The organism is Legionella worsleiensis, from assembly GCF_001467535.1.
Taxonomy (GTDB): Bacteria; Pseudomonadota; Gammaproteobacteria; order Legionellales; family Legionellaceae; genus Legionella; species Legionella worsleiensis.
In genome coordinates this window covers 275,997-296,421 of the sequence record NZ_LNZC01000002.1, presented here as the reverse complement: position 1 = coordinate 296,421, position 20,425 = coordinate 275,997, and the positions used below count along the sequence as shown (strand labels likewise).

Below are 20,425 nucleotides of genomic sequence, written 5' to 3'. Positions count from 1 at the left end.
TTTTTCCGAACTGATTGATTTATTTTCTTTTTCCATTAATTGGTGTGCAGGAGTGAAACAAAATTTGTGTTATACTATTAAGATAACCTTAACAAATAAAAAAATATGAAATTATTGTTTGATTTTTTTCCCATAGTCTTGTTTTTCATAGTCTATAAATTATTTGGCATCTATAACGCAACGGCTGTTGCTATGGTTGCGTCAATTAGCCAGGTTTTTATTTACAGAATAAAATTTCAGCGCTATGAAAAAATGCATGTAATCAGTCTCGCTATTATCATGGTACTTGGCGGCGCTACCTTATTTTTTCATAATCCCTGGTTTATTAAATGGAAACCAACGGGGATTTATTGGCTTTCTGCGCTGGTGTTTTTTAGTTCCAGCTTTATTGGCTCCAAACCTATTATCCAAAAGATGATGGAAGCCAACGTTAAGCTAGCCCCTAAAATCTGGCATAGACTCAATTTCGCCTGGACACTTTTTTTCATTTTGATGGGTGCTTTAAACCTGTACGTTGCTTATTACTATGATACCGATGCCTGGGTTAATTTTAAGTTATTCGGTGGTGTTGGCTTTACTTTACTGTTTGTCTTGATACAAGCTTTTTATCTAACCAAACATATGGACGAAAACGTGCTGGAAAAACAATAATACATAACCAGATTTCATTAAACGTGATGAAACAAAAGTAGGAGCTGCGATGAGATTATTACTTGTTGAAGATGATGAACTACTTGGCGATGCAGTGAAAACTGGACTGACACAATTCGGATATATTGTTGACTGGTTGAAAGATGGTGAAGCGGCACGTGCAGCTTTAAAGTCAGAGTCATTTGAATTAATCATACTTGATTTAGGCTTGCCCAAACTCTCGGGGCTTTCTCTTTTGCAACACACCCGGCACGAGGGAAACACCACACCCATCATTATTTTGACTGCTCGTGAGTCAGTTGAAGATCGTGTCAAGGGTCTTGATAGTGGCGCAGATGATTACTTAATCAAGCCTTTTGATCTCAACGAGTTGAGTGCCCGAATTCGTGCTTTAGTCAGACGCTCCCAAGGTAGAGCTGATTCAGTTCTGCAATACCGTAATATCACTCTTGATCCTGCCGCACACTCCGTCTTTGTTGATGAAGTTCTCATTAACGTACCTCGCAGAGAATTTGCCTTGTTACAAAAGCTGCTGGAAAACAGTGGTCAGGTTTTATCACGAGAACAATTAATGCAAAGCATTTATGGCTGGGATGAGGATGTCGACAGCAACGCTCTTGAAGTTCACATACATAATTTGCGCAAAAAGCTCAATGCAAATTTTATCAGAACAATTAGAGGCGTGGGCTATATGGCTGAAAAAAATGATGGTGCTGTCTTGTCGTGAAATCTTCTATACGAAAGTTTCTCTTAATTAACCTGCTACTGGCCATAACGATCACCACTACGCTTACGGCAATTGGTAACTATTATCTCGATCAAAAGGACATCCAGGATCATCTTTATACATTAATGGCCATTTCTGCTTTATCTTACCAAGCGTTATTAGGGGATGATTTGCATCAACGTCCTTTGATTAAAATTCAGGATGCTCTCGAAACCATACCGCAAAAAATAGACGCCTACTATCAGAAACGATTTTTAAATGAAGAGTCTCCCGAAAACTACATTGATAAATTTAATTTTCAGGTTTGGACTAATGGAGGAAAATTATTGCTTCACTCGTCTACAGCCCCCAAGGTTCCATTAACATCGGAATTAGACGGTTTTAGCGATAAAAAAATTGACAATCAAAATTGGCGAGTATTCACAACCTATAACGACAAAGCAGGTATTCGTACTGTTTTAGCAGAACGCTACGATACACGTAATGAACTTGGCCACAGAATTGCTCAAGATGATCTTTACATTATGCTGCTCACTTTTCCTTTATCTGGATTGTTAATCTGGATTATTATTGGTCGAGGATTAGACAGCCTGGATAAAGTAGCCGAAGAAGTCGCCAACCGTGCTCCTACTCATTTAGAGCCAGTGGATTTACAAGAAGTCCCTGAAGAAATAAAACCAGTTATTGATGAGCTTAATAAATTATTTTATAGACTAAAAGAAGGTTTCGAAAGAGAAAAACGATTTGCAGCTGACGCAGCTCACGAACTAAGAACGCCCCTTGCAGCACTCAAGGCACAAGCTCAGGTTGCTCTCAACTCAAATGATATTGAAGAAAAAAATTTAGCCCTACAAAAATTAATTGGTAGCGTTAATCGCAGCACTCATATCGTGCAACAGTTGTTAACTATGAGTAGACTTGTTCCAGAGGCCACCAGTTTTCATGATGAAGATGATGTCAATTTAAGCAAACTGACTCGTGAAATTTTGGCCATGCTAGCACCATCAGCCGTAGAAAAACAAATTGAATTAGAATTTGAAAGTGACAGGAATTTACCCAAAATTCAAGGCAATCCTACAGCATTGGGCATTCTCATTCGTAATTTAGTAGATAATGCCATTCGTTATTGCGGAGAAAATGGACGGGTTATAGTCCGACTGAGCAAACAAAATAATGAATTAATTCTTGAGGTTGCTGATAATGGCCCTGGAATTCCACCTGAATTACAAGCACGTGTTTTTGAGCGGTTTTTTAGAGTGCTTGGAAATAAAAGCCCAGGAAGTGGTCTTGGTCTTGCTATAGTGCAGCAAATTTGTGAGCTTCATGGAGGACGAGTCATTCTTGATTCGCCACCAACAGGCTCAGGTCTCATTGTTAAAGTATTTTTGCCGTTAAAAGCGAAAACTCAATAGAGCAATGGTAGAGACTCATCCTCCCTTTTAAACGGCTACCAGATGAGCCAAAATGGTTTCGTGAGAAACTAAAAAGAGAAGAAGAGTCCATATCATTACCCTGGTCTATAACTGATTGAGCTCATAGCCATTTGGGAAGGAAAGTTAAGCTCTTGATGAGAGAATTTGTAAGGATTCTCGAATTAACTGCTCACTCGATTTACTTCCATCATCAATTTTATTGACCACTTTTAATGCTTCCTGAGGTTTATAACCCAGGGCTTCCAAAGCACTAATTGCTTCGTCCTGGCTGCTCATCTGATACTTGCGTTGCGGAGTAGTGTCTGTTTGAACTTCACCAAATTGTTTAATGCTGTCTCTCATCTCAACAACGAGACGTTCGGCTGTTTTTTTTCCTATACCGGGTAATTTGGTTAAAAGAGCGGCGTTTTCCTGATAAATGCATTGAATGAACTCATTCGGAGTAATACTGGATAAAATAGCGATTGCCATTTTTGGGCCAACGCCATTTACTTTGATCAATGCTCGAAACAAGGAACGTTCCTGCTTATCAAGAAATCCATAAAGCAACAAAGCATCTTCACGAACGACCGTATGAATATGAAGACCAATAGCAGTAGACGAGCCTTCAAGCTGAAAAAAAGTATTCAATGAGGTTTCAACGTCATACCCTACTCCGTTCACATCCAACACTATTTTACCAGGGTGATATTTATCTAAAATCTGTCCGTGCAACCAACCTATCATCGTGTACGCCTCCTTCGTGAGTACCCTTTATAACCTGATGCAGCAGCCAGACCATTGCGCATGTGACTGTGACAGATGGCGATTGCCAGGGCATCAGCCGCATCATTTTGCGGCGAACTGTTCAACATTAACAGGTGCACCACCATATGATTTACCTGATCTTTCTCCGCAGCACCATAACCAACAACAGTTTGCTTTACTTCCCTTGCTGAATATTCGCTCACTTTAACACGATGAGAGGCTGCAGCAACCATGGCAACACCTCTAGCCTGACCTAATTTTAAGGCTGAATTAGGATTTTGATGCATAAAAACCTGTTCTATGGCCACTTCTGTTGGCGAATATTCATCCATTAATTGACAGATACCGTCGTAAATCTGCAACAACTTTTGGCTTAAAGCAGCATCTGGAGATGTGCGAATACAGCCGCTGTCTATGTACTGAATGCTGCGGTTTGTTTCTCTGATTAAACCATATCCAGTAATCCGTGAGCCTGGATCTATCCCTAATATGACGGTCATTAATTCATAGATTCTAATAAATTTTCAGAAAATTCAGCATTGCTGTATACCTCTTGAACATCATCAAGATCTTCAAGCATGTCTATCAATTTTATTAAGGATTGTGCTGTTTCATCATCAACTGCGATCATGGTTTGTGCTCGCATAGTCAAATGCGACTGCTCTATTTCCAAATCTGCATTTTGTAACACGTTTAATACGCTGTGATAGGCCTCAACCGGAGTTATCACTTCAATTTGGCCATCATCAACGCTGACATCTGAGGCACCCGCTTCAATTGCCAGCTCCATAACCAAATCCTCAGATTGACCAGGAGCCATTAGGATTTCACCCTGATTAGAGAAAAGGTAAGATACAGAGCCATCGGTTCCGAGATTTCCACCGTTCTTGGTAAAAGCATGGCGTACTTCAGAAACGGTTCTGTTTTTATTATCTGACAAACAATCAACCAAAACTGCTATACCGCCCGGACCATATCCTTCGTATCGCATGGCAACCATAGCCTCACCATCCAAGCCCCCTACGCCACGCTTTATTGCGTTATCAATAGTATCACGCTTCATGTTTGCGCTGAGCGCTTTTTTAACAGCATCACGCAAGCGAGGATTTGTTGACTCATCCCCACCGCCCATCCTGGCTGCTACGGTAATTTCACGAATTAATTTGGTAAATATTTTTCCTCTTTTCGCATCCTGAACCCCTTTGCGAAACTTAATATTTGCCCACTTACTATGACCTGCCATTACTTCACCTCTAACCAAAAATATAATGTTACAGATTATACATTGCTCCAAGATTAAAAAGAACGTCTAAAGCATCATTCGCTCTCGACATTTTCAACTTTTTTAGATTATGCTGTTCGTTAAAAACAAAGGAGCGTTTCTGTGTCTATGCAAGGATTTGGCAATTATCATCAAACTGAAGCGGTGAATGGCGCATTACCATTAAATCAAAACTCGCCACAGCAAGCTAATTTGGGACTGTATGCCGAGCAATTAAGTGGCACCGCCTTTACTCGTCCCAGACACGTCAATCTTCGCAGCTGGCTTTATAGGATACTCCCCTCTGTAACGCAGGGTATCTATTACCCATATGAAAAAAATATAACTCAAGCTTTTTCGCAGGAACAATCTCCAAATCCTTTACGCTGGTCGCCTTTGTATACCAGTTCGCAAATTAATTGCAATTTTATTGACGGTTTATTTCACATTGCCGGTTCAGATAAAGTTAATGCCTTCATATACCACTGCAACCAATCCATGACGGACACTTATTTTTCCGATAATGACGGTGAACTGTTATTTGTTCCCTATCATGGTGAAATTAATTTGCATACCGAGTTTGGTATCATAAACCTGCACCCTGAACATATTGCAGTCATTCCTCGAGGCATTAAATTTAAAGTAGAAGTGATTGGCAAGGAAACAAGAGGGTATCTTTGTGAAAATCAGGGGAGTCCTTTAACGCTACCTCAACTTGGGCCAATTGGAGCCAATGGATTAGCAAATCCAAGACACTTCAACTATCCAACCGCTTCTTTTGAACAAAATGATAAGGAACATACGATAATTTGTAAACATCATAATAAATTATGGTTTACAGTCAGCGATCACTCCCCTCTTGACGTTGTTGCCTGGCATGGAAATTATGCCCCATACAGTTATAACTTAAATTTGTTTAACACCATAAACACAGTAAGCTTTGACCATCCTGACCCATCCATCTTTACCGTACTTACCTCCGAGAGTGATACTCTCGGTGTAGCTAATTTCGATTTCGTTATTTTTCCGCCACGCTGGATGGTAGCAGAACACACCTTTAGACCGCCTTATTTTCATCGAAATTACATGAGCGAACTGATGGGTTTATTACGTGGTGAATACGATGCCAAAAAAGAAGGTTTTTCTCCAGGTGGCGTTAGCATTCACAACAGAATGACCCCTCATGGCCCAGATCATGTATCCTATGAAAAAGCCTCGTCGCAAACTTTAAAGCCTGATTATTATGATTCTTTAGCCTTTATGTTTGAAACAAGAGAGCCATGGCTTGTTACTGAACAAGCTCTTCATAATCCGGCTTTACAAACCCAGTACGCTAAATGCTGGCAAGGATTCAAAACACTTTTTAATAAGGATAAACCCGTTGTAACTCCCCCAGATGCTTCATCCTGAGAAGCTGGGAAATGACCGTCTTTTAAAATTCAATAAACGAAAAAATTAAAGGCAGGGGTAATTGAAAAGAACTCGACAGCGCATCCAGGAAATGAATGCGCCATGTCATAGGCAGAACAACTTGAAAAAATGCGTAATTCTCGCCATTCTTAATGGCAACTAAAAAAGATCTTCCTGAGTCAATCCCACTCGTTCCAGCAAAGATCTTAAAGTTTTTAATGCTTCAACCTGAATTTGCCGCACACGCTCTCTAGTTAAATCAATTTCTTTGCCTACATCCTCAAGTGTCGCCTTTTCAAAACCTCTTAAACCAAAGCGTCGTGCGATGACCTGCTGCTGATTGTCCGTTAATTTATCTAACAAAGATTCTATGTGTAATCGAAGATTCTCGTTAGTAAGTAATTCGGCGGGGTTGACGCTGTTTTCATCTGCAATGGTATCAAGCAAGGATTTGTTTTCATCAAAGCCTATAGGTGTGTCAACTGAAGTTACCTTATCGTTTAAACCCAGTAATTTTTGAACATCTTCCAGGGGTTTATCAACCATTTCAGCAATTTCTTCAGGTGATGGCTCATGATCAAGCTTCTGAGTTAACTGTCTTGCCGCTCGCAGATAGACATTCAATTCCTTGACCACATGAATGGGTAAACGAATAGTTCTCGTTTGATTCATAATAGCCCGCTCAATCGTTTGACGTATCCACCAGGTAGCATAAGTAGAAAATCGAAACCCCCTATTGGGATCAAATTTTTCTACTGATTTCATAAGTCCTAAATTGCCTTCTTCAATTAAATCAAGTAAAGGCAATCCTCTATTGAGGTAACGACGAGATATTTTGACAACCAAACGCAAGTTAGACTCTATCATTTTCTTGCGTGCAGCTACATCGCCCTTCAAGGCAAGAGTTGCGTAGTGAACCTCTTCTTCAGCGCTAAGCAAAGGTGAAAATCCAATTTCGCTCAGGTACAACTGGGTTGCATCCATAGCCTTGGCTATATTTTTACCACGACTATAAGAAGGAAAAACAGCATCATCATTCAAATCAGGAAGTTCAAGAAGCTCGTCCTCTTCTGCCTTTTCCATAACCAAATCAAGATCATCTTCTACTAAAAGGGATTCATCATCAGGCTCAGACCACTCTTCGTCCTTGATTTCAGTCCCTTTTATTTGCTCTTCTTCCTCGCTCATTGTTTCACCTATAATGTTTGGCCCTGTTTCGAACTGTTTCTTGATTCTCAACAAGTCTATTGTTGCTATAACTGCACGTTATATGTCAACCTTTTTGTAGATAATTCAATGGATTGACAGGTACACCCGCCTTTCTTATTTCAAAATGAACGCCCCAATATTTACGCTCAACCATTCCCGCCTCTGCTATCACTTGCCCCGCATTAACTCGTTGTCCTTCAGAAACGAGGTTTCTTGAGTTGTTTCCGTATGCCGTCAAGAATTCATTATTATGCTTGATAATAATTAAATTACCGTAACCCGCTAATCCACTGCCAGCATAAGCAACGATTCCACCAGAAGAAGCACGAACCTTGCTTCCTTTAGTACATGCAATATTTATGCCCTTTTTACCTTGCGCAGGAACAAAAGAGGTCACAACATGGCCATTAACTGGCCACAGCCATCCTGATCGGGAACCAAATCGAGAAAAAACATGCGGCAAGTGAGTCACTTTTTGGGACGTGCGAGTAACCGGCTTGGAGTATTTGGGACTATAGGCTTTTCTGACTGGATGCCTGACTCGGTGCACCCCATTAACATTAAGAACCTGTCCTACCCTCAATGCATAAGGAGGACGTAAATGATTTAACCGAGCCAGATTTCTAAAATCGGTATCATAACGAAATGCTATTGCATAAAGAGTCTCACCTCGCCGCACAATGTGTGTGTTTGGGTAACGGGACGTGGGTTGCCATTTTGACTCGGTTACCGGGGCGAGGTTATTATTTGCCCCACATCCGGCAAGAATTATCACAAAGACAAGGCAAGACAAACTTTTGCATAAATTCAGCATTATAAAAATCCCAAATTAAAATATATTCAAGCAAGTAAATGCACTTCAGACAGTAAACCAGACAGTTGATCAAAAATTTTATAATTGGTCATATCCAGATGAAGCGGTGTTATGGAAACATAGCCTGAGTTAATTGCATGAAAATCTGTTCCAGGGCCTGCATCAGCTTCCAGGCCGGGAGGTCCTACCCAATAAATTGGTCTACCCCTTGGATCGTATTCCTTAACCACAGGTTCGGCGCTATGACGGGTTCCCAAGCGTGTCACTTGCAATCCTTTAATTTGTTCCAAGGGTAAATTTGGAACATTTACATTAAGTATTGTTTGCGAAGGAAGAATTTGGGTACTTAACTTCATAACCAACTGTCGAGCAATAATTGCCGCTGCCTGATAGTGTAAATTCGAATCCCCAACCAAAGACATTGCAATAGCGGGTAACCCAAGGTAGCGGCCTTCCATTGCAGCAGCAACAGTTCCCGAATATAAAACATCATCACCCAAATTGGCGCCTTCATTAATGCCGGAAACTACAATATCAACAGATTGCTCCAGAAAGCCAGTTAAAGCGAGATGAACACAATCAGTAGGAGTCCCTTCTACACTATAATATCCATTATCCAGTTTCTTTACTCGTAAAGGATCTCTCAAGGTTAATGAATTACTGGCGCCACTTCTGTTGCGGTCAGGGGCTATCACTTCAACTTCGGCGATACTGGTAAGTTCTGTTGCTAATGCACTGATTCCAGCTGCAAATACTCCATCATCGTTACTTACTAAGATTCTCATCATTAACTCTCGGGTGATTCCAACCATTTTACAACAGCTAAACAGTCGGCTAAATCGTGTTCGTTTTGGGCAAGGGCGGCTTTTAGTTCACTATCCCCTTCCGAATGGTTCAGCTTTGATTTTTGCTCGGCAATGGTTTGTTGGATGGCCAAAATTTTATTCCCAAAACCCTGAGGACTCAGCTGCAATTGATAGGCAAGACTGTTTAAACGCCTTCCTAATTGAGCAAGTTGCTCACAGCTTATTCCTGAAGGCTTTTGGCCAGGACAAGACTCAAGTGCCATCTGTAATTCCTTGGGATTGGCACGGTAATAGTGTTCGCCACGCTCACTACAGGCCGTTAACCCCAGTGTAATGAAAATCATTACCAGGTACTTATTCATGCACAACCTCTTGATGTAGACTACAAAAAGCCGATATTATCACCAGTCAGCAAGTAACGCTATCATAAGAGAATACCTCATGCTTGATTTTAAATTGAATCGTGACGAACAAACTGGCGAACTGTATATAGAAACTGCTTTAAGCGGTAAGCCGTTACTCACTACACCACAACTAAATAAAGGCACTGCCTTTACTTATGAAGAGAGAAGAGCATTCGGTTTACTGGGAAAACTTCCCCATCGTGTAGAAACTCTGGACGAACAGGTAAAGCGTGCTTATTTACAATACTCAACCTATACAAGCCGATTGAAACAGAATATTTATTTAAATAATCTGCATGACAAAAATCAGATTGTTTTTTATAGACTGTTAAGTCGACATTTAGCTGAAATGCTGCCAACCATTTATACGCCTATTGTGGGCACTGCAGTAAAACGTTTTAGCCATGAATACAGACAACCCAGAGGGCTTTACATCGCTCATTCTGACAAAAACCAAATTGAGGAAATTATAAGCAATCGTTCCAATCCGGAAATTGACTTAATAGTGGTCACAGACGGTGAAGGTGTGCTGGGCATAGGCGATCAGGGTATAGGCGGAATGGATATTCCGGTAGCCAAACTCATGGTCTATAGCCTTTGCGGAGGTATAGATCCTACTCGTACCCTACCCGTATTTCTTGATGTTGGAACAAACAATCAGGATTTACTTGATGATCCCATGTATTTAGGATGCAGACATCAACGCATTGACAGTGCTGAATACGATAATTTTATTCTTACCTTTGTCACCGAAGTGCATAAACAATTTCCTAACGCCTTTTTGCACTGGGAAGATTTTGGCCGCGGCAATGCAAGACGTATATTGGATAAATATCAGGATGAATTATGTACATTTAACGATGACATCCAGGGAACCGGAGCGGTAACGCTTGCTGCATTACTTGCTGCCTGTGAGGTCACCGGAACGAAACTCAGTGAACAACGTATCGTCGTGTTTGGTGCGGGTTCAGCAGGAACGGGTATTAGTGATCAGATTATCGATGCCATGGTCAGAGAAGGACTTTCCATTGATGAGGCGTATCAAAGATTTTGGTTAATTGACCGACAAGGTTTATTACTTGACACTGATTTGGATCTTACTGACGCCCAAAAACCCTATGCACGAAGTGCAGCAGAGATAGACTCATGGGCAATCAATGAAAAGCAACATCCTTCGCTCACAGATACAGTTCGTCATGTAAAACCGACCATTTTAATTGGCTGCTCAGCGCAAACGGGTGCTTTTTCTCAGGATATCATTGAGAATATGGCCGCACATTGTGAGCGCCCGATTATTTTTCCATTATCTAATCCAGATGAAAAATGTGAAGCACAGCCAGCAAATATTCTAGCCTGGAGCCAAGGCCGAGCGTTGATAGCCACGGGAACGGCGTTTCCTCCAATTGAGTTTCATAACCGTATGGTACAGGTCGCACAGTGTAATAATGCTTTGGTATTCCCAGGCATAGGACTTGGAGTTCTCGCCGTGAATGCGAGGCGCTTAACTAAAGAAATGATTCTGGCTGCAGCAAAAGTACTTTGTGACTTTGCACCCAGCAAAAAAGACAGTTTCTTACCTTTATTACCTTCCCTGGATAACGCTCAAACCGTAGCAAAAGCAATTGCTATTGCTGTTGCTCGTTGTGCTATTGACTCAGGATATGCACAAAAAAATCATGATGCTGATTTGGAACAATTAATCAACGACATTTTTTGGGAACCTCGTTATTTACCCTTCAGAAAAGCGATGTCCTGATACTCTTTATATTTAAATTGCTGCATACGTGGTGACAAAACATTACTGGTTTATAAAACAGAATGTCATGTCATCACGTGTGCAGTGTTTGCCTTAATTAAATCATGTTGTGCCAATCCAGTCATTTGTCTTCAGACTGCTTGGGTCCGTATTTGTTCAACTTAGCAATAACGCTCTAAAAATTCGGGCAGCGGCCAGGGAGCATCATGTTAATTGCTTGTTATTTTTAATAACTTTTTTATGGTAATAATTCACTCCATTAACTACCTAACCCTTGGATTATGTAACTCACTGAGGGTTTATAAAATTAACATTTACGGTTTGTATTTTGCCGGGTTCTTTTTCCCAGGCTCGTGCATATTGGAACACTAGTTTTGTTGATTTAGGATAAGATTTTCCTTTGTTCAATGTAAAGGTAAAGAGCATTTGTCCACCAGCACCGATCAGATTTGACTTTGGTCTTTGAAATTGGCTGCTCGTTAACTTAAATAACGTTTTATCATACTGCTCAACAGTCCACTGATATCCAGTCGTTGGATTTGCCGCCAGGCTCACCTTAAAACTGGGTTGATTATTAGGTACCTGTAACATGATGTCATCAACAGCATACACCATCATTGAAAAAACCATCAACATCCCGCCTAAAAATAATTTCATTGAGATCTCCACTACAGTTTATAATATGTTGGTTTAGAATTTCTATTAGCCTTAAAAAAACAGGCACCGATAATCACTTTTTTGTCATCCCAAAACCATGAGCGTTTTAAACGTAAAAGATTGCCAGCACCCCCAGGTGAGAATCAACTATGAATTGCTCCTATGAGACTGTACAAAGGCCAGGTGATTTCCCGTTCCTTTGTCACATTTCCCCAACTGGAAAGCAATTCATTCATGATTAAATTAATGGGATTAAGTCCTTGACGGTCTTGAAACTCTTTAACAGCAGACCATGTCGATAAATATCCAATTAATTGCTCAAAATTCATTCTTTTTTTAATGCTCAGTTCAGGTGTATCTATTAAACGAAACGGGAAAGGGATGGTCTTATAGTTCTCATCAATAAACAATCGCTCCTTGGGCCAATAGTCAGATCCCAAAATATCGTTATAGAGTTTTTTAATGAAACCGTTAATGACATCATCGTCGAACAAACCCAAGCCATAACACCAGACGGCAATGACGCCCTCAGGAGTACTGACTCGCCTTACCTCATCATAAAACAAAGAAAAATTAAACCAGTGTAGGGCCTGTGCAACCGTAACCAAACCAATGGAGCCTGAGGGTATGGGCGTTTTTTCAGCAGGTGTGCAAAGGTACTGAATGTTGGGGCTTAGCATAGCCACATCAAGCTGAGCCTGATTAATATCCGTTGCGATAACTTTTGCAAAATGTTCAGCCAAAGCCTTAGCCGCCTGTCCATTTCCAGTCCCACAATCCCATACGGTTACCTCATGCTTGACTAACTGCGCTAAATAATTAAACAGCTCAGGAGGATAACTCGGACGGCACAGCAGATAATGTTCCGTTGCCTGATTAAAATGGCGGATATACTCCCTATTTACCTCATCCATCCAACTCCCCTTTTAGTATTAAACTTAAAGCGTCAGTTACCCGAAGCGAATTTTTTAAATAGACTCGTATCGTTTATTTTAGCAGCATATGGCACTTAAGTGTTTTTAATCAGATTTGCATCTTAAATAATATTTAATTATCCATATCCAATAACGTTCAAATTGATTATTTTACTAAATTAAACTATTTTAACTCTTCATCGTCTTTAACCTTGACCAGTATTACTGATATTGTTTAATTTAATCTTGATCTTAGGTCGCATAACAGCGATGATTTTATCTTTTTAAAGCAGGAGATCGTGTGGAACACGAAACGATGGAGTTTGATGTTATTATAGTTGGAGCGGGGCCTGCGGGACTATCTGCCGCTATAAAATTAAAGCAATTAGCCAAAGCCGAAAACAAGGAACTCTCGGTATGTATTTTAGAGAAAGGATCACAGGTTGGTGCTCATATTCTTTCAGGAGCAGTACTCGATCCAGTCAGCTTAAAAGAGTTACTTCCTGATTCATGGCAAACGGCTCCTTTGGATACAGCCGTAACTCAGGATCAGTTTTACTTCCTCACTGAAAACAAATCATACAAACTACCAACACCCAAACCCATGCACAATCACGGCAATTACATTATCAGCCTTGGTGAACTGTGCCTGTTTCTTGCCGAACAAGCCGAAGCCATGGGCTGTGAAATTTATCCCGGATTTGCCGCAACAGAAGTATTGTTTAACGCTAAAAATCAGGTCACTGGCGTTGCAACAGGTAATGTCGGAATTGATAAAGAAGGTAAAAAAACCAATAATTTTCAGCCTGGAATGCATTTGTTGGCAAAGCAAACATTATTTGCTGAAGGATGCCGTGGCCAATTGAGCCAGTATTTGATGGGAAGATATCATCTTAGAGACAATGTTCAACCGCAAACCTACGGCATAGGGTTAAAAGAAGTCTGGCAAGTAGATGCGGCATATCATGAGCCTGGCAAAGTAATACACACGGTGGGTTGGCCTATGGATCACGCCACCTATGGTGGTTCTTTTATTTATCATTTATCCAATCAACGGGTTGCCCTGGGTTTTGTTGTTGGATTGGATTATAAAAATCCATGGTTAAATCCTTTTGCAGAATTACAACGATTTAAAACACACCCTATTATCAAATCAGTATTAACAGGAGGGGAAAGACTAAGCTATGGCGCACGAGCCTTAAACGAAGGCGGATGGCAATCCATGCCCAAGCTGGTATTTCCAGGTGGTGCTTTGATTGGAGACTCAGCTGGTTTTCTCAACGTCCCTAAAATTAAAGGGATACATACTGCAATGCAATCAGGCATGCTTGCTGCCCAAGCCTGTTTTGACGCACTGATTCAAAACCCCATTTATCCCTTGGAGTTAACTGCTTATCCTGAAAAAATAAAAAATTCATGGTTAGCAAAAGAACTGTATTCCGTGCGCAACATCAGGCCCGGCTTTAAATTCGGATTAATTCCCGGTTTAATGAACGCAGCTTTTGAAACCTACATAACCAAAGGCCATTCTCCATGGACTTTATCCAATCACGCAGATCATAAATCCCTGATTCCCGCTGAAAAAGCTAAAAAAATAAACTACCCCAAACCCGATGGCAAATTAACCTTTGACAGGCTTTCTTCTGTATATCTCTCCAACACCTACCACGAAGAAAACCAACCCTGCCATCTCAAACTAAAACAACCCAAATTGGCACTGGATGTGAATTTAAAAATCTATGCCTCCCCAGAAACTCGCTATTGCCCGGCTGCAGTCTATGAGATAGTAGAGGAAGAGCAAGGCCCCCGATTACAAATCAACGCACAAAACTGCATTCATTGCAAAACATGCGACATAAAAGATCCCCGCCAAAACATCATCTGGCACGCCCCGGAAGGCAGCGGCGGCCCCAACTATACCGGAATGTAAATTGATCCTTCCCGTCATCAAATAACTGATGACGGGAAGGATAGAATTAACTATAAAAAACCCAGTCCTCTAATCCCTCCCCCTGCCGACCATAAAAAACAATTTTTCAAAACAACTGCATCTATCCCGTTGTCATTTCTCATCGATAAAGGTAGACTTGCCAATTCTAGTCCCGGTGGCGCAGCTGGATAGCGCGGCCCCCTCCTAAGGGGCAGGTCACAGGTTCGAATCCTGTTCGGGACGCCAATGGAATCAATAAGTTAGCTACATTCAATGGAAATTGAAGTACTCATTCATAAATTGGGCATAACCGCAGGGATAACAAAGCTATTTGCTATTCACTTTAACAAGTTACACTCTCTCCAAAATTAATAAAAGCGGCTATAACCTAATTCAAGCAGTTAAAGGATAAATAAACAAAAAGTTTATTTATTGATCATTTTTAACTTTTTAACTATACTCGATGGGTAGATTTCTAATAAGGAAGTTAAAAATGGGAATAAAAGATGATTTAAAAAGCGCTATAGATGCGAGAAACATTATTTCTTTCGATTATAAAGGACATACAAGAATAGTCGAACCTTATCATTTTGGACAACTTTATATGACACCTCAGTATAAATTAATTAAAAAATCTCAAGAGGATTTTCTCCTTTGTTACCAAATAGGAGGAACATCTAATTCAAAACTAAAAAAAGGGAAGCCAATTGAATTTAAAACAATATTATTGAGTGGCATCGAGAATTTAAAAATAAATGAAAATAGAAATTTTGATGTTAGAACTGACTATAATGCTAATGATAGAAAGTGGAAAATTGAATATGGAATAACGCACTCCCCAAATTATAAGCCATAACGCATATTTTCGGTAAGCGTTAGATGTTTCACTTCTATGCATTCAGGAAATAAAGACAAAATTATTACAGATACCTTATTTACAGTCTCACCTAAATTGACATCAAAACTTTGGGAGCATATTGAAGCTCTTTTAACATCCATTGCAATTGTCGTCTCGCCGTTGAAATCAAGTCACTAAATACAATGATATTAACACTCGACTCTCTGTCATATAAAGGCAAATCATTTCCTTTTTTCCCACCAATTAAATAAATATTAATATTGGCTTTTCCTGTATAAGGTCGATAATCATTACGATAACCGGTAACTTGTTGATAATCTTGATAAGTTAGGCAATGTGCTGGCTTTTTAAATTCTATAAGGAGATAGTCTCCATTAAGATTTTCACTTAGCATTAAATCCGGACGCTTATTATCATTTAGACCAGAATATTTTTGATTCAACATTTTTTCAACTTGCTTTTTCAATGTTTTATTTGAACTAAAAAGACTGTAACTTGGCCCAAATATCCATAAATTATGTTCAATAGCTTTGTGCACGTCTTGTTCAAGAGTTTCAGGAGTATTGCAAAGCATTTCTAAGTGGTCTAAAAATTCCAAGCGATTTTTAGCCTGCTCCCTCATCCTTACCATATCTAATAATCCAAATTCATCGAGAGCTTCTGCAAATATTTTTACATCTGAATCTTTTGCATTATTAATATGTTCTAACACAACTCTATAATCAGAGAACTCTATAGCATCTAATAAAACATTCACTATAGGCTCAATTTTACTTTCAGGTTCTTGATAATAGCGTTCCAAAACTTTAAAAATAGCCTTTTCTGCGTACTGCCTTTTGAATTCGGGAAATGAAGCTAAGCGCTGATCCATTTTCTTTTTTATACGAGCCAGAGCTAAATGTATTTCTTGACCATAGACCTCTTTAAATTTCTCTTTTAAAATCGGTTGCACAGTTTCCTCAACCATACGATATTTTTCACTGTTTTCAAAAATTGCGCCCCAATCAGCGGTCACATCATCAAGTAATCCATCAGCTTCTATCTCTCCAAAACACTTTTTTAGAAGTTTCGGTGGGAAATCTTCTGCCTTCTCTAAACCCAAAAAAGATGGTTCTCCAACAACCTTTCCTCCAATTCGCATTATAATTCCGGGTTTTCTAAGAGAGCCTTTTTGATCGGATATAGTAAAACGTAGCCTAATTTTACCCACTTCAGGAATATCAATCTCTTGTTCGAAGAAAACCCCTTGAATATCATCAACATCGAGTTTTTTTCCGTTAATTGTTAAAGAAAAATCGGCTTCTCGGCCATATTCTTGAATTAATAATTGCCGAAGACTTTCTGGACTAGGAAAGCCAATATGGCGACAGAGATCAGTCAAAGTAATCCTGGTACCACTTTTTTTACTATTATCTTCTATTGATAAAACATTAATTGGTATCTCATGCAGATCAGGGTAAAGATCTAAGGATGATGTGCTAAACTGTAACTCATAACGAATCCCCATCACCCACGTCTCTATTTTCATTGTAGTAGCAAGCATAAAACCAGCGAACTTCCCAATACCTTTAGAACCTTTAACTTTCCGCATCTTGGCTAAGCTAAAATCACCGTGTCGCATTCTTCGGTTACTTGCAATATTCAAATATTCACTTTCAAGCTCCTCTCTGCTCATACCTCTGCCATCATCTTCAATAATGATTGGTTCATTAGTCATAGGCATTGGCAAAGAAATCGATACTAAGTTAGCATCAGCATCCCATGCGTTATCAATAAGCTCTTTTATAGCTTTTTCCGTTGAGCGATAATTTTGACTTAAAAGTTTTAATAAATGAACATCAATTTTAAATGTTACTTTATCCATAATTCTCTCTTTACAATCTCAGCCATAATAAAAAATTACCTACCCATACGGGCATAAACTTTATCCAGTTTTGTCTTTATTCCACAAGAAATACATTATTAACCACACTGGTTTGATAGGTATCCTTCTGAAATGAGTTTTGATAAATTGATCTCTGAAATGCCTCTCCACGTGCCTGTATAAGCCAATATTTCGACCTTTTCTGCGTATTCCGGAGGACTTGATCACTGATTCCGTTAGGCATTTGATCACCGATTCCGGAGTATTTGATCACTTCAATGCCTCACGTAGTGGATTATCTTTTAAAGGGGTTTAGTCTGTAAAGATTTTTTTGTTTTTCGCATGGATTCACCATTGAGTTCTATTCTGATTGAGTTATGCACGAGTCTGTCAAGGACGGCGTCTGCAAGTGTTGCATCCCCAAGGTGTTCATGCCATAGAGCCACAGCAAGTTGACTGGTAATGATGGTTGAACGTTTTTGATACCTGTCTTCAAGGATTTCCAGTAAGTCTTTGGCTGAGTATGAAATTAGAACCCATTATCGGACAACCTTAGTGCTTTCCATACTTATCAAGCCAACGAGATACTTCCTCTTTGGTTTGCTGATTCACTGCAATAATCTGGGTGTAGAGCGGATTGAGTAATGAGCGATGACCGGCTTTGTAATAGCGCTCTAGATATTGACAGGCAAGAAACAATCGCTTGGTCCCAATGCAGGCAACTCCTCCTTTAATTTTATGAGCCAGCTTTTCCACCTCATCCCAATTCTCGCCCTGATAAGCATCTTGCAGGAGGATTATGTCATTTTGAATTTCTGGTGAAAGGAATTGCTTTAATATCTGGAACAATAAGGACTCCTCACCCATGTATTTCATTGCGTCTTGCGGATCAAACAATGCAAAAGAGTCCAAGACAAATAATGCGTCTTCCGTTGCGGGTAAATCGTGCCCCAGAAGACTTGGAGGAGGTGACATGGATACGGGTTCCACTTTGAGCTCTTTCTGATCTTGACGTACCCACTTCTTAATGATTTCTTGCAACATGGTTTGTGATATCGGTTTTTGATACACCGCATTCATACCTGCCTCAAGGCATTCAGATTGTGCCGATTCCAAAGTATGTCCGGTCAAGCCCACAATAGGGGTGTAAGACCGTTGAAGCTCTTTTTCCCAAGAACGAATGTCCCTGGTCAATTGAATTCCCGACACATCAGGAAGACCAATATCGGTAATAATCAAGTCAAAAGAAGTGGTCTTTACGTAATTTAAGGCTTGCGCTGCATGCTCAGCTGAAGAATAGCGAGCGCCTTGCTTCCTCACGAATGCTTGTAAAACGTTCAGGGCAATCTTATTGTCTTCCACTAATAAAAAATGAGGCGCAGCTTCATCGACTTCCGGCACACCAGAGAGTGGTGTACTGGGTTTTAGTTCCTGGCGTTCGAGTAAAGAGATACGCTGATTTTCATCTGTTTGCTTTTGAGTCACCCCTTCACGGCAGGTGATATCAAAGGAGATAGTCGTCCCCACCCCTTCTTTACTTTCTAAATGAAGTTGTCCTTTTAAAAGAGACACATACGATTGAACGATATGAAGGCCTAAACCATAGCCTACATATTTTCCTTCATAAGAGGGAGAAACCCGGAAAAAACGCTCAAACACTTTTTCCTTTTTGTCTTCAGGGATGCCAATACCTGTATCAGTCACACTAAAGTGCAGTACCACCTCATCGTTGGAGCGCGATAACAGCGTGACAGCAAGAGTGATTCCGCCCTGCTCCGTAAACTTCACCGCATTACCCAAAAGATTTAACAAAATGTGTTGGATTTTTTTTCTGTCACTGACTATCCATTCAGGAACATCAGGGGCTATTGTATAGCCCAATGACAAGTTTTTAGCAGCAACCGTTGGCGCTTCTAATTTAACTAAATCCTCAAAACATTCCCTTAGAAGAAAGGACTGCTCATCCACGCCAGATTCAAGAGCGCTTCCTGCACGCACATCATCCAATATGCCATTAAGCATACTTAAGAGTTGATTTCCACTTTCATATAGTAAATGAGCTTCTTCTTTATGTATCGGATTGGTTAAATCGTTTTCCAATAGTTCCGATAAACCAATGACTCCTGTTAGGGGTGTACGAATATCATGACTCATGTTGGCAATAAATTCAGTTTTTGCGATTTCTGCCTGCTTTTCCTTGGTCACATCAATCGTAATCCCCAAGATACCCACTATAGTGCCATCTTCACTGGTAATCGGTACTTTACTAACGAGCGTGTGAAAAGTTTCACCATTATGGTGCACTAAAATTTGCGGTAATTTTAATATCGATTTTCCCTCTTCTAAAATTTGTTTGTCCACTTCACGATAACTTTCTGCAAGTAGCGGATCGGAAAATAAATCATGATCGGTTTTTCCAATAATATCATCCGGTGAGGCGAGACTAAAAAAACCAGCGGCCAATTCATTACAGCCAATGTACTCCAATTCTTTATTTTTCCAATACATATAACAAGGAATACGATTAATCATATTCGTTAGAAAATGGCGTATTTCATCCACGTACTGATTGACTGGAAGATGATGTTGAAAAACATGCCCGGTGATTTTTGCGATTTCATTCTCTAATATGGTGTAGGTTTCATCCATCTCGGAAATGTCTTTATCCAATAAAAGCCAATGTGTTTTTTTATCCAGAGTCACCCGAATTTTTTGCCACGCACGATAAGAGTTGTGTATCACCATAATTTTGGGGCAAATAAGATTGGCATGTGCGTCTATAAGAGGAGGAAGGTTTAATGAGTCCCAGAGCTGATGAAAAGGGATTCCTTTCCAAGAAAAATCGTTGTTAAGACCTATCAGTTTTTGAACCGAATGATTCATCCATACAATACGTAACGACCGGTCAATCAAAATAAAGGAATGAGAGACCAGATCGTACGCTTTGGCCATTATAGGTAATTCTTCTTGAGTAATCTTCATC

18 protein-coding genes, 1 tRNA gene and 1 pseudogene are annotated in these 20,425 nt (G+C 40.0%); 8 read left to right on the top strand and 12 right to left on the bottom strand.

Going from position 1 to position 20,425, the window contains the following annotated elements:
* Positions 1-105: 105 nt before the first annotated feature.
* Genes Lwor_RS01560 through Lwor_RS01550 form a run of 3 tightly spaced genes read left to right on the top strand, consistent with a single transcriptional unit; the run spans position 106 to position 2,790 of the window.
* A complete protein-coding gene (locus tag Lwor_RS01560) occupies positions 106-651 on the top strand; it encodes a septation protein A (protein WP_058492129.1) in 546 nt (181 codons plus the stop codon).
* Positions 652-700: 49 nt separating this feature from the next.
* Positions 701-1,378 (top strand): response regulator, encoded by a 678-nt coding sequence (locus Lwor_RS01555; RefSeq protein ID WP_058492127.1) that lies wholly within the window; start codon positions 701-703, stop codon positions 1,376-1,378.
* Positions 1,375-2,790, top strand: a complete 1,416-nt coding sequence (locus Lwor_RS01550; protein WP_058492125.1) for an ATP-binding protein — start codon at positions 1,375-1,377, stop codon at positions 2,788-2,790. Before Lwor_RS01555 ends, Lwor_RS01550 begins: the two co-directional genes overlap by 4 nt.
* Positions 2,791-2,934: 144 nt before the next feature.
* Here the strand turns inward: Lwor_RS01550 and ruvA are convergent, their stop codons facing one another.
* From ruvA to Lwor_RS01535, 3 genes are read right to left on the bottom strand one after another with little or no spacing between them, the layout of a single operon-like run.
* Positions 2,935-3,537, bottom strand: coding sequence for a Holliday junction branch migration protein RuvA (gene ruvA / locus Lwor_RS01545; RefSeq protein WP_058492123.1), 603 nt, complete (start codon positions 3,535-3,537; stop codon positions 2,935-2,937).
* On the bottom strand, positions 3,534-4,058 hold the full coding sequence (gene ruvC, locus Lwor_RS01540; protein WP_058492120.1) for a crossover junction endodeoxyribonuclease RuvC: 525 nt from the start codon (positions 4,056-4,058) through the stop codon (positions 3,534-3,536). Before ruvC ends, ruvA begins: the two co-directional genes overlap by 4 nt.
* A complete protein-coding gene (locus Lwor_RS01535) occupies positions 4,058-4,801 on the bottom strand; it encodes a YebC/PmpR family DNA-binding transcriptional regulator (protein ID WP_058492118.1) in 744 nt (247 codons plus the stop codon). Before Lwor_RS01535 ends, ruvC begins: the two co-directional genes overlap by 1 nt.
* 141 nt (positions 4,802-4,942) lie before the next feature.
* Here Lwor_RS01535 and hmgA point away from each other — a divergent pair, with 141 nt between their 5' ends.
* Positions 4,943-6,229, top strand: coding sequence for a homogentisate 1,2-dioxygenase (gene hmgA / locus Lwor_RS01530; protein WP_058492116.1), 1,287 nt, complete (start codon positions 4,943-4,945; stop codon positions 6,227-6,229).
* A 159-nt stretch (positions 6,230-6,388) separates the two neighbouring features.
* On the opposite strand, the gene rpoS is transcribed toward hmgA, so the two are convergent.
* From rpoS to Lwor_RS01510, 4 genes are all read right to left on the bottom strand, one after another.
* On the bottom strand, positions 6,389-7,417 hold the full coding sequence (rpoS, locus tag Lwor_RS01525; RefSeq protein ID WP_058492114.1) for an RNA polymerase sigma factor RpoS: 1,029 nt from the start codon (positions 7,415-7,417) through the stop codon (positions 6,389-6,391).
* Between the two features lie 85 nt (positions 7,418-7,502).
* Positions 7,503-8,252, bottom strand: coding sequence for a peptidoglycan DD-metalloendopeptidase family protein (locus Lwor_RS01520; RefSeq protein WP_058492112.1), 750 nt, complete (start codon positions 8,250-8,252; stop codon positions 7,503-7,505).
* A gap of 26 nt (positions 8,253-8,278) precedes the next feature.
* Complete coding sequence (gene surE, locus Lwor_RS01515) at positions 8,279-9,037, bottom strand: 5'/3'-nucleotidase SurE (protein ID WP_058492110.1); 759 nt, start codon at positions 9,035-9,037, stop codon at positions 8,279-8,281.
* 2 nt (positions 9,038-9,039) lie between these two features.
* Positions 9,040-9,420 (bottom strand): hypothetical protein, encoded by a 381-nt coding sequence (locus Lwor_RS01510; RefSeq protein ID WP_058492108.1) that lies wholly within the window; start codon positions 9,418-9,420, stop codon positions 9,040-9,042.
* Between the two features lie 79 nt (positions 9,421-9,499).
* Between Lwor_RS01510 and Lwor_RS01505 the strand changes: the two genes are divergently transcribed.
* Entirely contained in the window at positions 9,500-11,218 is a 1,719-nt protein-coding gene (locus Lwor_RS01505; RefSeq protein WP_058492106.1) for an NAD-dependent malic enzyme, read from the top strand.
* A 288-nt stretch (positions 11,219-11,506) separates the two neighbouring features.
* Here Lwor_RS01505 and Lwor_RS01500 read toward each other — a convergent pair whose 3' ends face one another.
* Together Lwor_RS01500 and Lwor_RS01495 are read right to left on the bottom strand one after the other, a co-directional pair.
* On the bottom strand, positions 11,507-11,875 hold the full coding sequence (locus Lwor_RS01500) for a protease inhibitor I42 family protein (RefSeq protein ID WP_058492104.1): 369 nt from the start codon (positions 11,873-11,875) through the stop codon (positions 11,507-11,509).
* 143 nt (positions 11,876-12,018) lie between these two features.
* Positions 12,019-12,789 (bottom strand): class I SAM-dependent methyltransferase, encoded by a 771-nt coding sequence (locus Lwor_RS01495; protein WP_058492102.1) that lies wholly within the window; start codon positions 12,787-12,789, stop codon positions 12,019-12,021.
* Positions 12,790-13,090: 301 nt separating this feature from the next.
* Here Lwor_RS01495 and Lwor_RS01490 point away from each other — a divergent pair, with 301 nt between their 5' ends.
* From Lwor_RS01490 to Lwor_RS01480, 3 genes are all read left to right on the top strand, one after another.
* The gene (locus Lwor_RS01490; protein WP_058492100.1) at positions 13,091-14,719 is read left to right on the top strand and encodes an electron transfer flavoprotein-ubiquinone oxidoreductase; all 1,629 of its coding nucleotides are present in this window, start codon (positions 13,091-13,093) and stop codon (positions 14,717-14,719) included.
* Between the two features lie 169 nt (positions 14,720-14,888).
* Positions 14,889-14,965: transfer RNA gene (locus Lwor_RS01485), tRNA-Arg, on the top strand.
* A gap of 247 nt (positions 14,966-15,212) precedes the next feature.
* On the top strand, positions 15,213-15,575 hold the full coding sequence (locus Lwor_RS01480) for a hypothetical protein (protein ID WP_058492097.1): 363 nt from the start codon (positions 15,213-15,215) through the stop codon (positions 15,573-15,575).
* Between the two features lie 91 nt (positions 15,576-15,666).
* Here Lwor_RS01480 and Lwor_RS01475 read toward each other — a convergent pair whose 3' ends face one another.
* The 3 genes and pseudogenes from Lwor_RS01475 to Lwor_RS01470 form a co-directional block, all read right to left on the bottom strand.
* Entirely contained in the window at positions 15,667-17,442 is a 1,776-nt protein-coding gene (locus Lwor_RS01475; RefSeq protein ID WP_058492095.1) for an ATP-binding protein, read from the bottom strand.
* Positions 17,443-17,744: 302 nt separating this feature from the next.
* Positions 17,745-17,954: pseudogene (locus tag Lwor_RS13395) on the bottom strand (ATP-binding protein); the annotation flags it as partial.
* Positions 17,955-17,994: 40 nt separating this feature from the next.
* The gene (locus Lwor_RS01470) at positions 17,995-20,424 is read right to left on the bottom strand and encodes an ATP-binding protein (protein ID WP_058492092.1); all 2,430 of its coding nucleotides are present in this window, start codon (positions 20,422-20,424) and stop codon (positions 17,995-17,997) included.
* Position 20,425: the final 1 nt, after the last annotated feature.

What these genes read in the sequence shown, in the direction of transcription:
- Lwor_RS01535 (WP_058492118.1), bottom strand. Translation starts at nt 4,801, where the DNA reads ATGGCAGGTCATAGTAAGTGGGCAAATATTAAGTTTCGCAAAGGGGTT.
- rpoS (WP_058492114.1), bottom strand. Translation starts at nt 7,417, where the DNA reads ATGAGCGAGGAAGAAGAGCAAATAAAAGGGACTGAAATCAAGGACGAA.
- Lwor_RS01520 (WP_058492112.1), bottom strand. Translation starts at nt 8,252, where the DNA reads ATGCTGAATTTATGCAAAAGTTTGTCTTGCCTTGTCTTTGTGATAATT.
- ruvA (WP_058492123.1), bottom strand. Translation starts at nt 3,537, where the DNA reads ATGATAGGTTGGTTGCACGGACAGATTTTAGATAAATATCACCCTGGT.
- Lwor_RS01505 (WP_058492106.1), top strand. Translation starts at nt 9,500, where the DNA reads ATGCTTGATTTTAAATTGAATCGTGACGAACAAACTGGCGAACTGTAT.
- ruvC (WP_058492120.1), bottom strand. Translation starts at nt 4,058, where the DNA reads ATGACCGTCATATTAGGGATAGATCCAGGCTCACGGATTACTGGATAT.
- surE (WP_058492110.1), bottom strand. Translation starts at nt 9,037, where the DNA reads ATGAGAATCTTAGTAAGTAACGATGATGGAGTATTTGCAGCTGGAATC.
- Lwor_RS01555 (WP_058492127.1), top strand. Translation starts at nt 701, where the DNA reads ATGAGATTATTACTTGTTGAAGATGATGAACTACTTGGCGATGCAGTG.
- Lwor_RS01560 (WP_058492129.1), top strand. Translation starts at nt 106, where the DNA reads ATGAAATTATTGTTTGATTTTTTTCCCATAGTCTTGTTTTTCATAGTC.
- Lwor_RS01475 (WP_058492095.1), bottom strand. Translation starts at nt 17,442, where the DNA reads ATGGATAAAGTAACATTTAAAATTGATGTTCATTTATTAAAACTTTTA.
- Lwor_RS01470 (WP_058492092.1), bottom strand. Translation starts at nt 20,424, where the DNA reads ATGAAGATTACTCAAGAAGAATTACCTATAATGGCCAAAGCGTACGAT.
- Lwor_RS01510 (WP_058492108.1), bottom strand. Translation starts at nt 9,420, where the DNA reads ATGAATAAGTACCTGGTAATGATTTTCATTACACTGGGGTTAACGGCC.
- Lwor_RS01495 (WP_058492102.1), bottom strand. Translation starts at nt 12,789, where the DNA reads ATGGATGAGGTAAATAGGGAGTATATCCGCCATTTTAATCAGGCAACG.
- Lwor_RS01480 (WP_058492097.1), top strand. Translation starts at nt 15,213, where the DNA reads ATGGGAATAAAAGATGATTTAAAAAGCGCTATAGATGCGAGAAACATT.
- Lwor_RS01500 (WP_058492104.1), bottom strand. Translation starts at nt 11,875, where the DNA reads ATGAAATTATTTTTAGGCGGGATGTTGATGGTTTTTTCAATGATGGTG.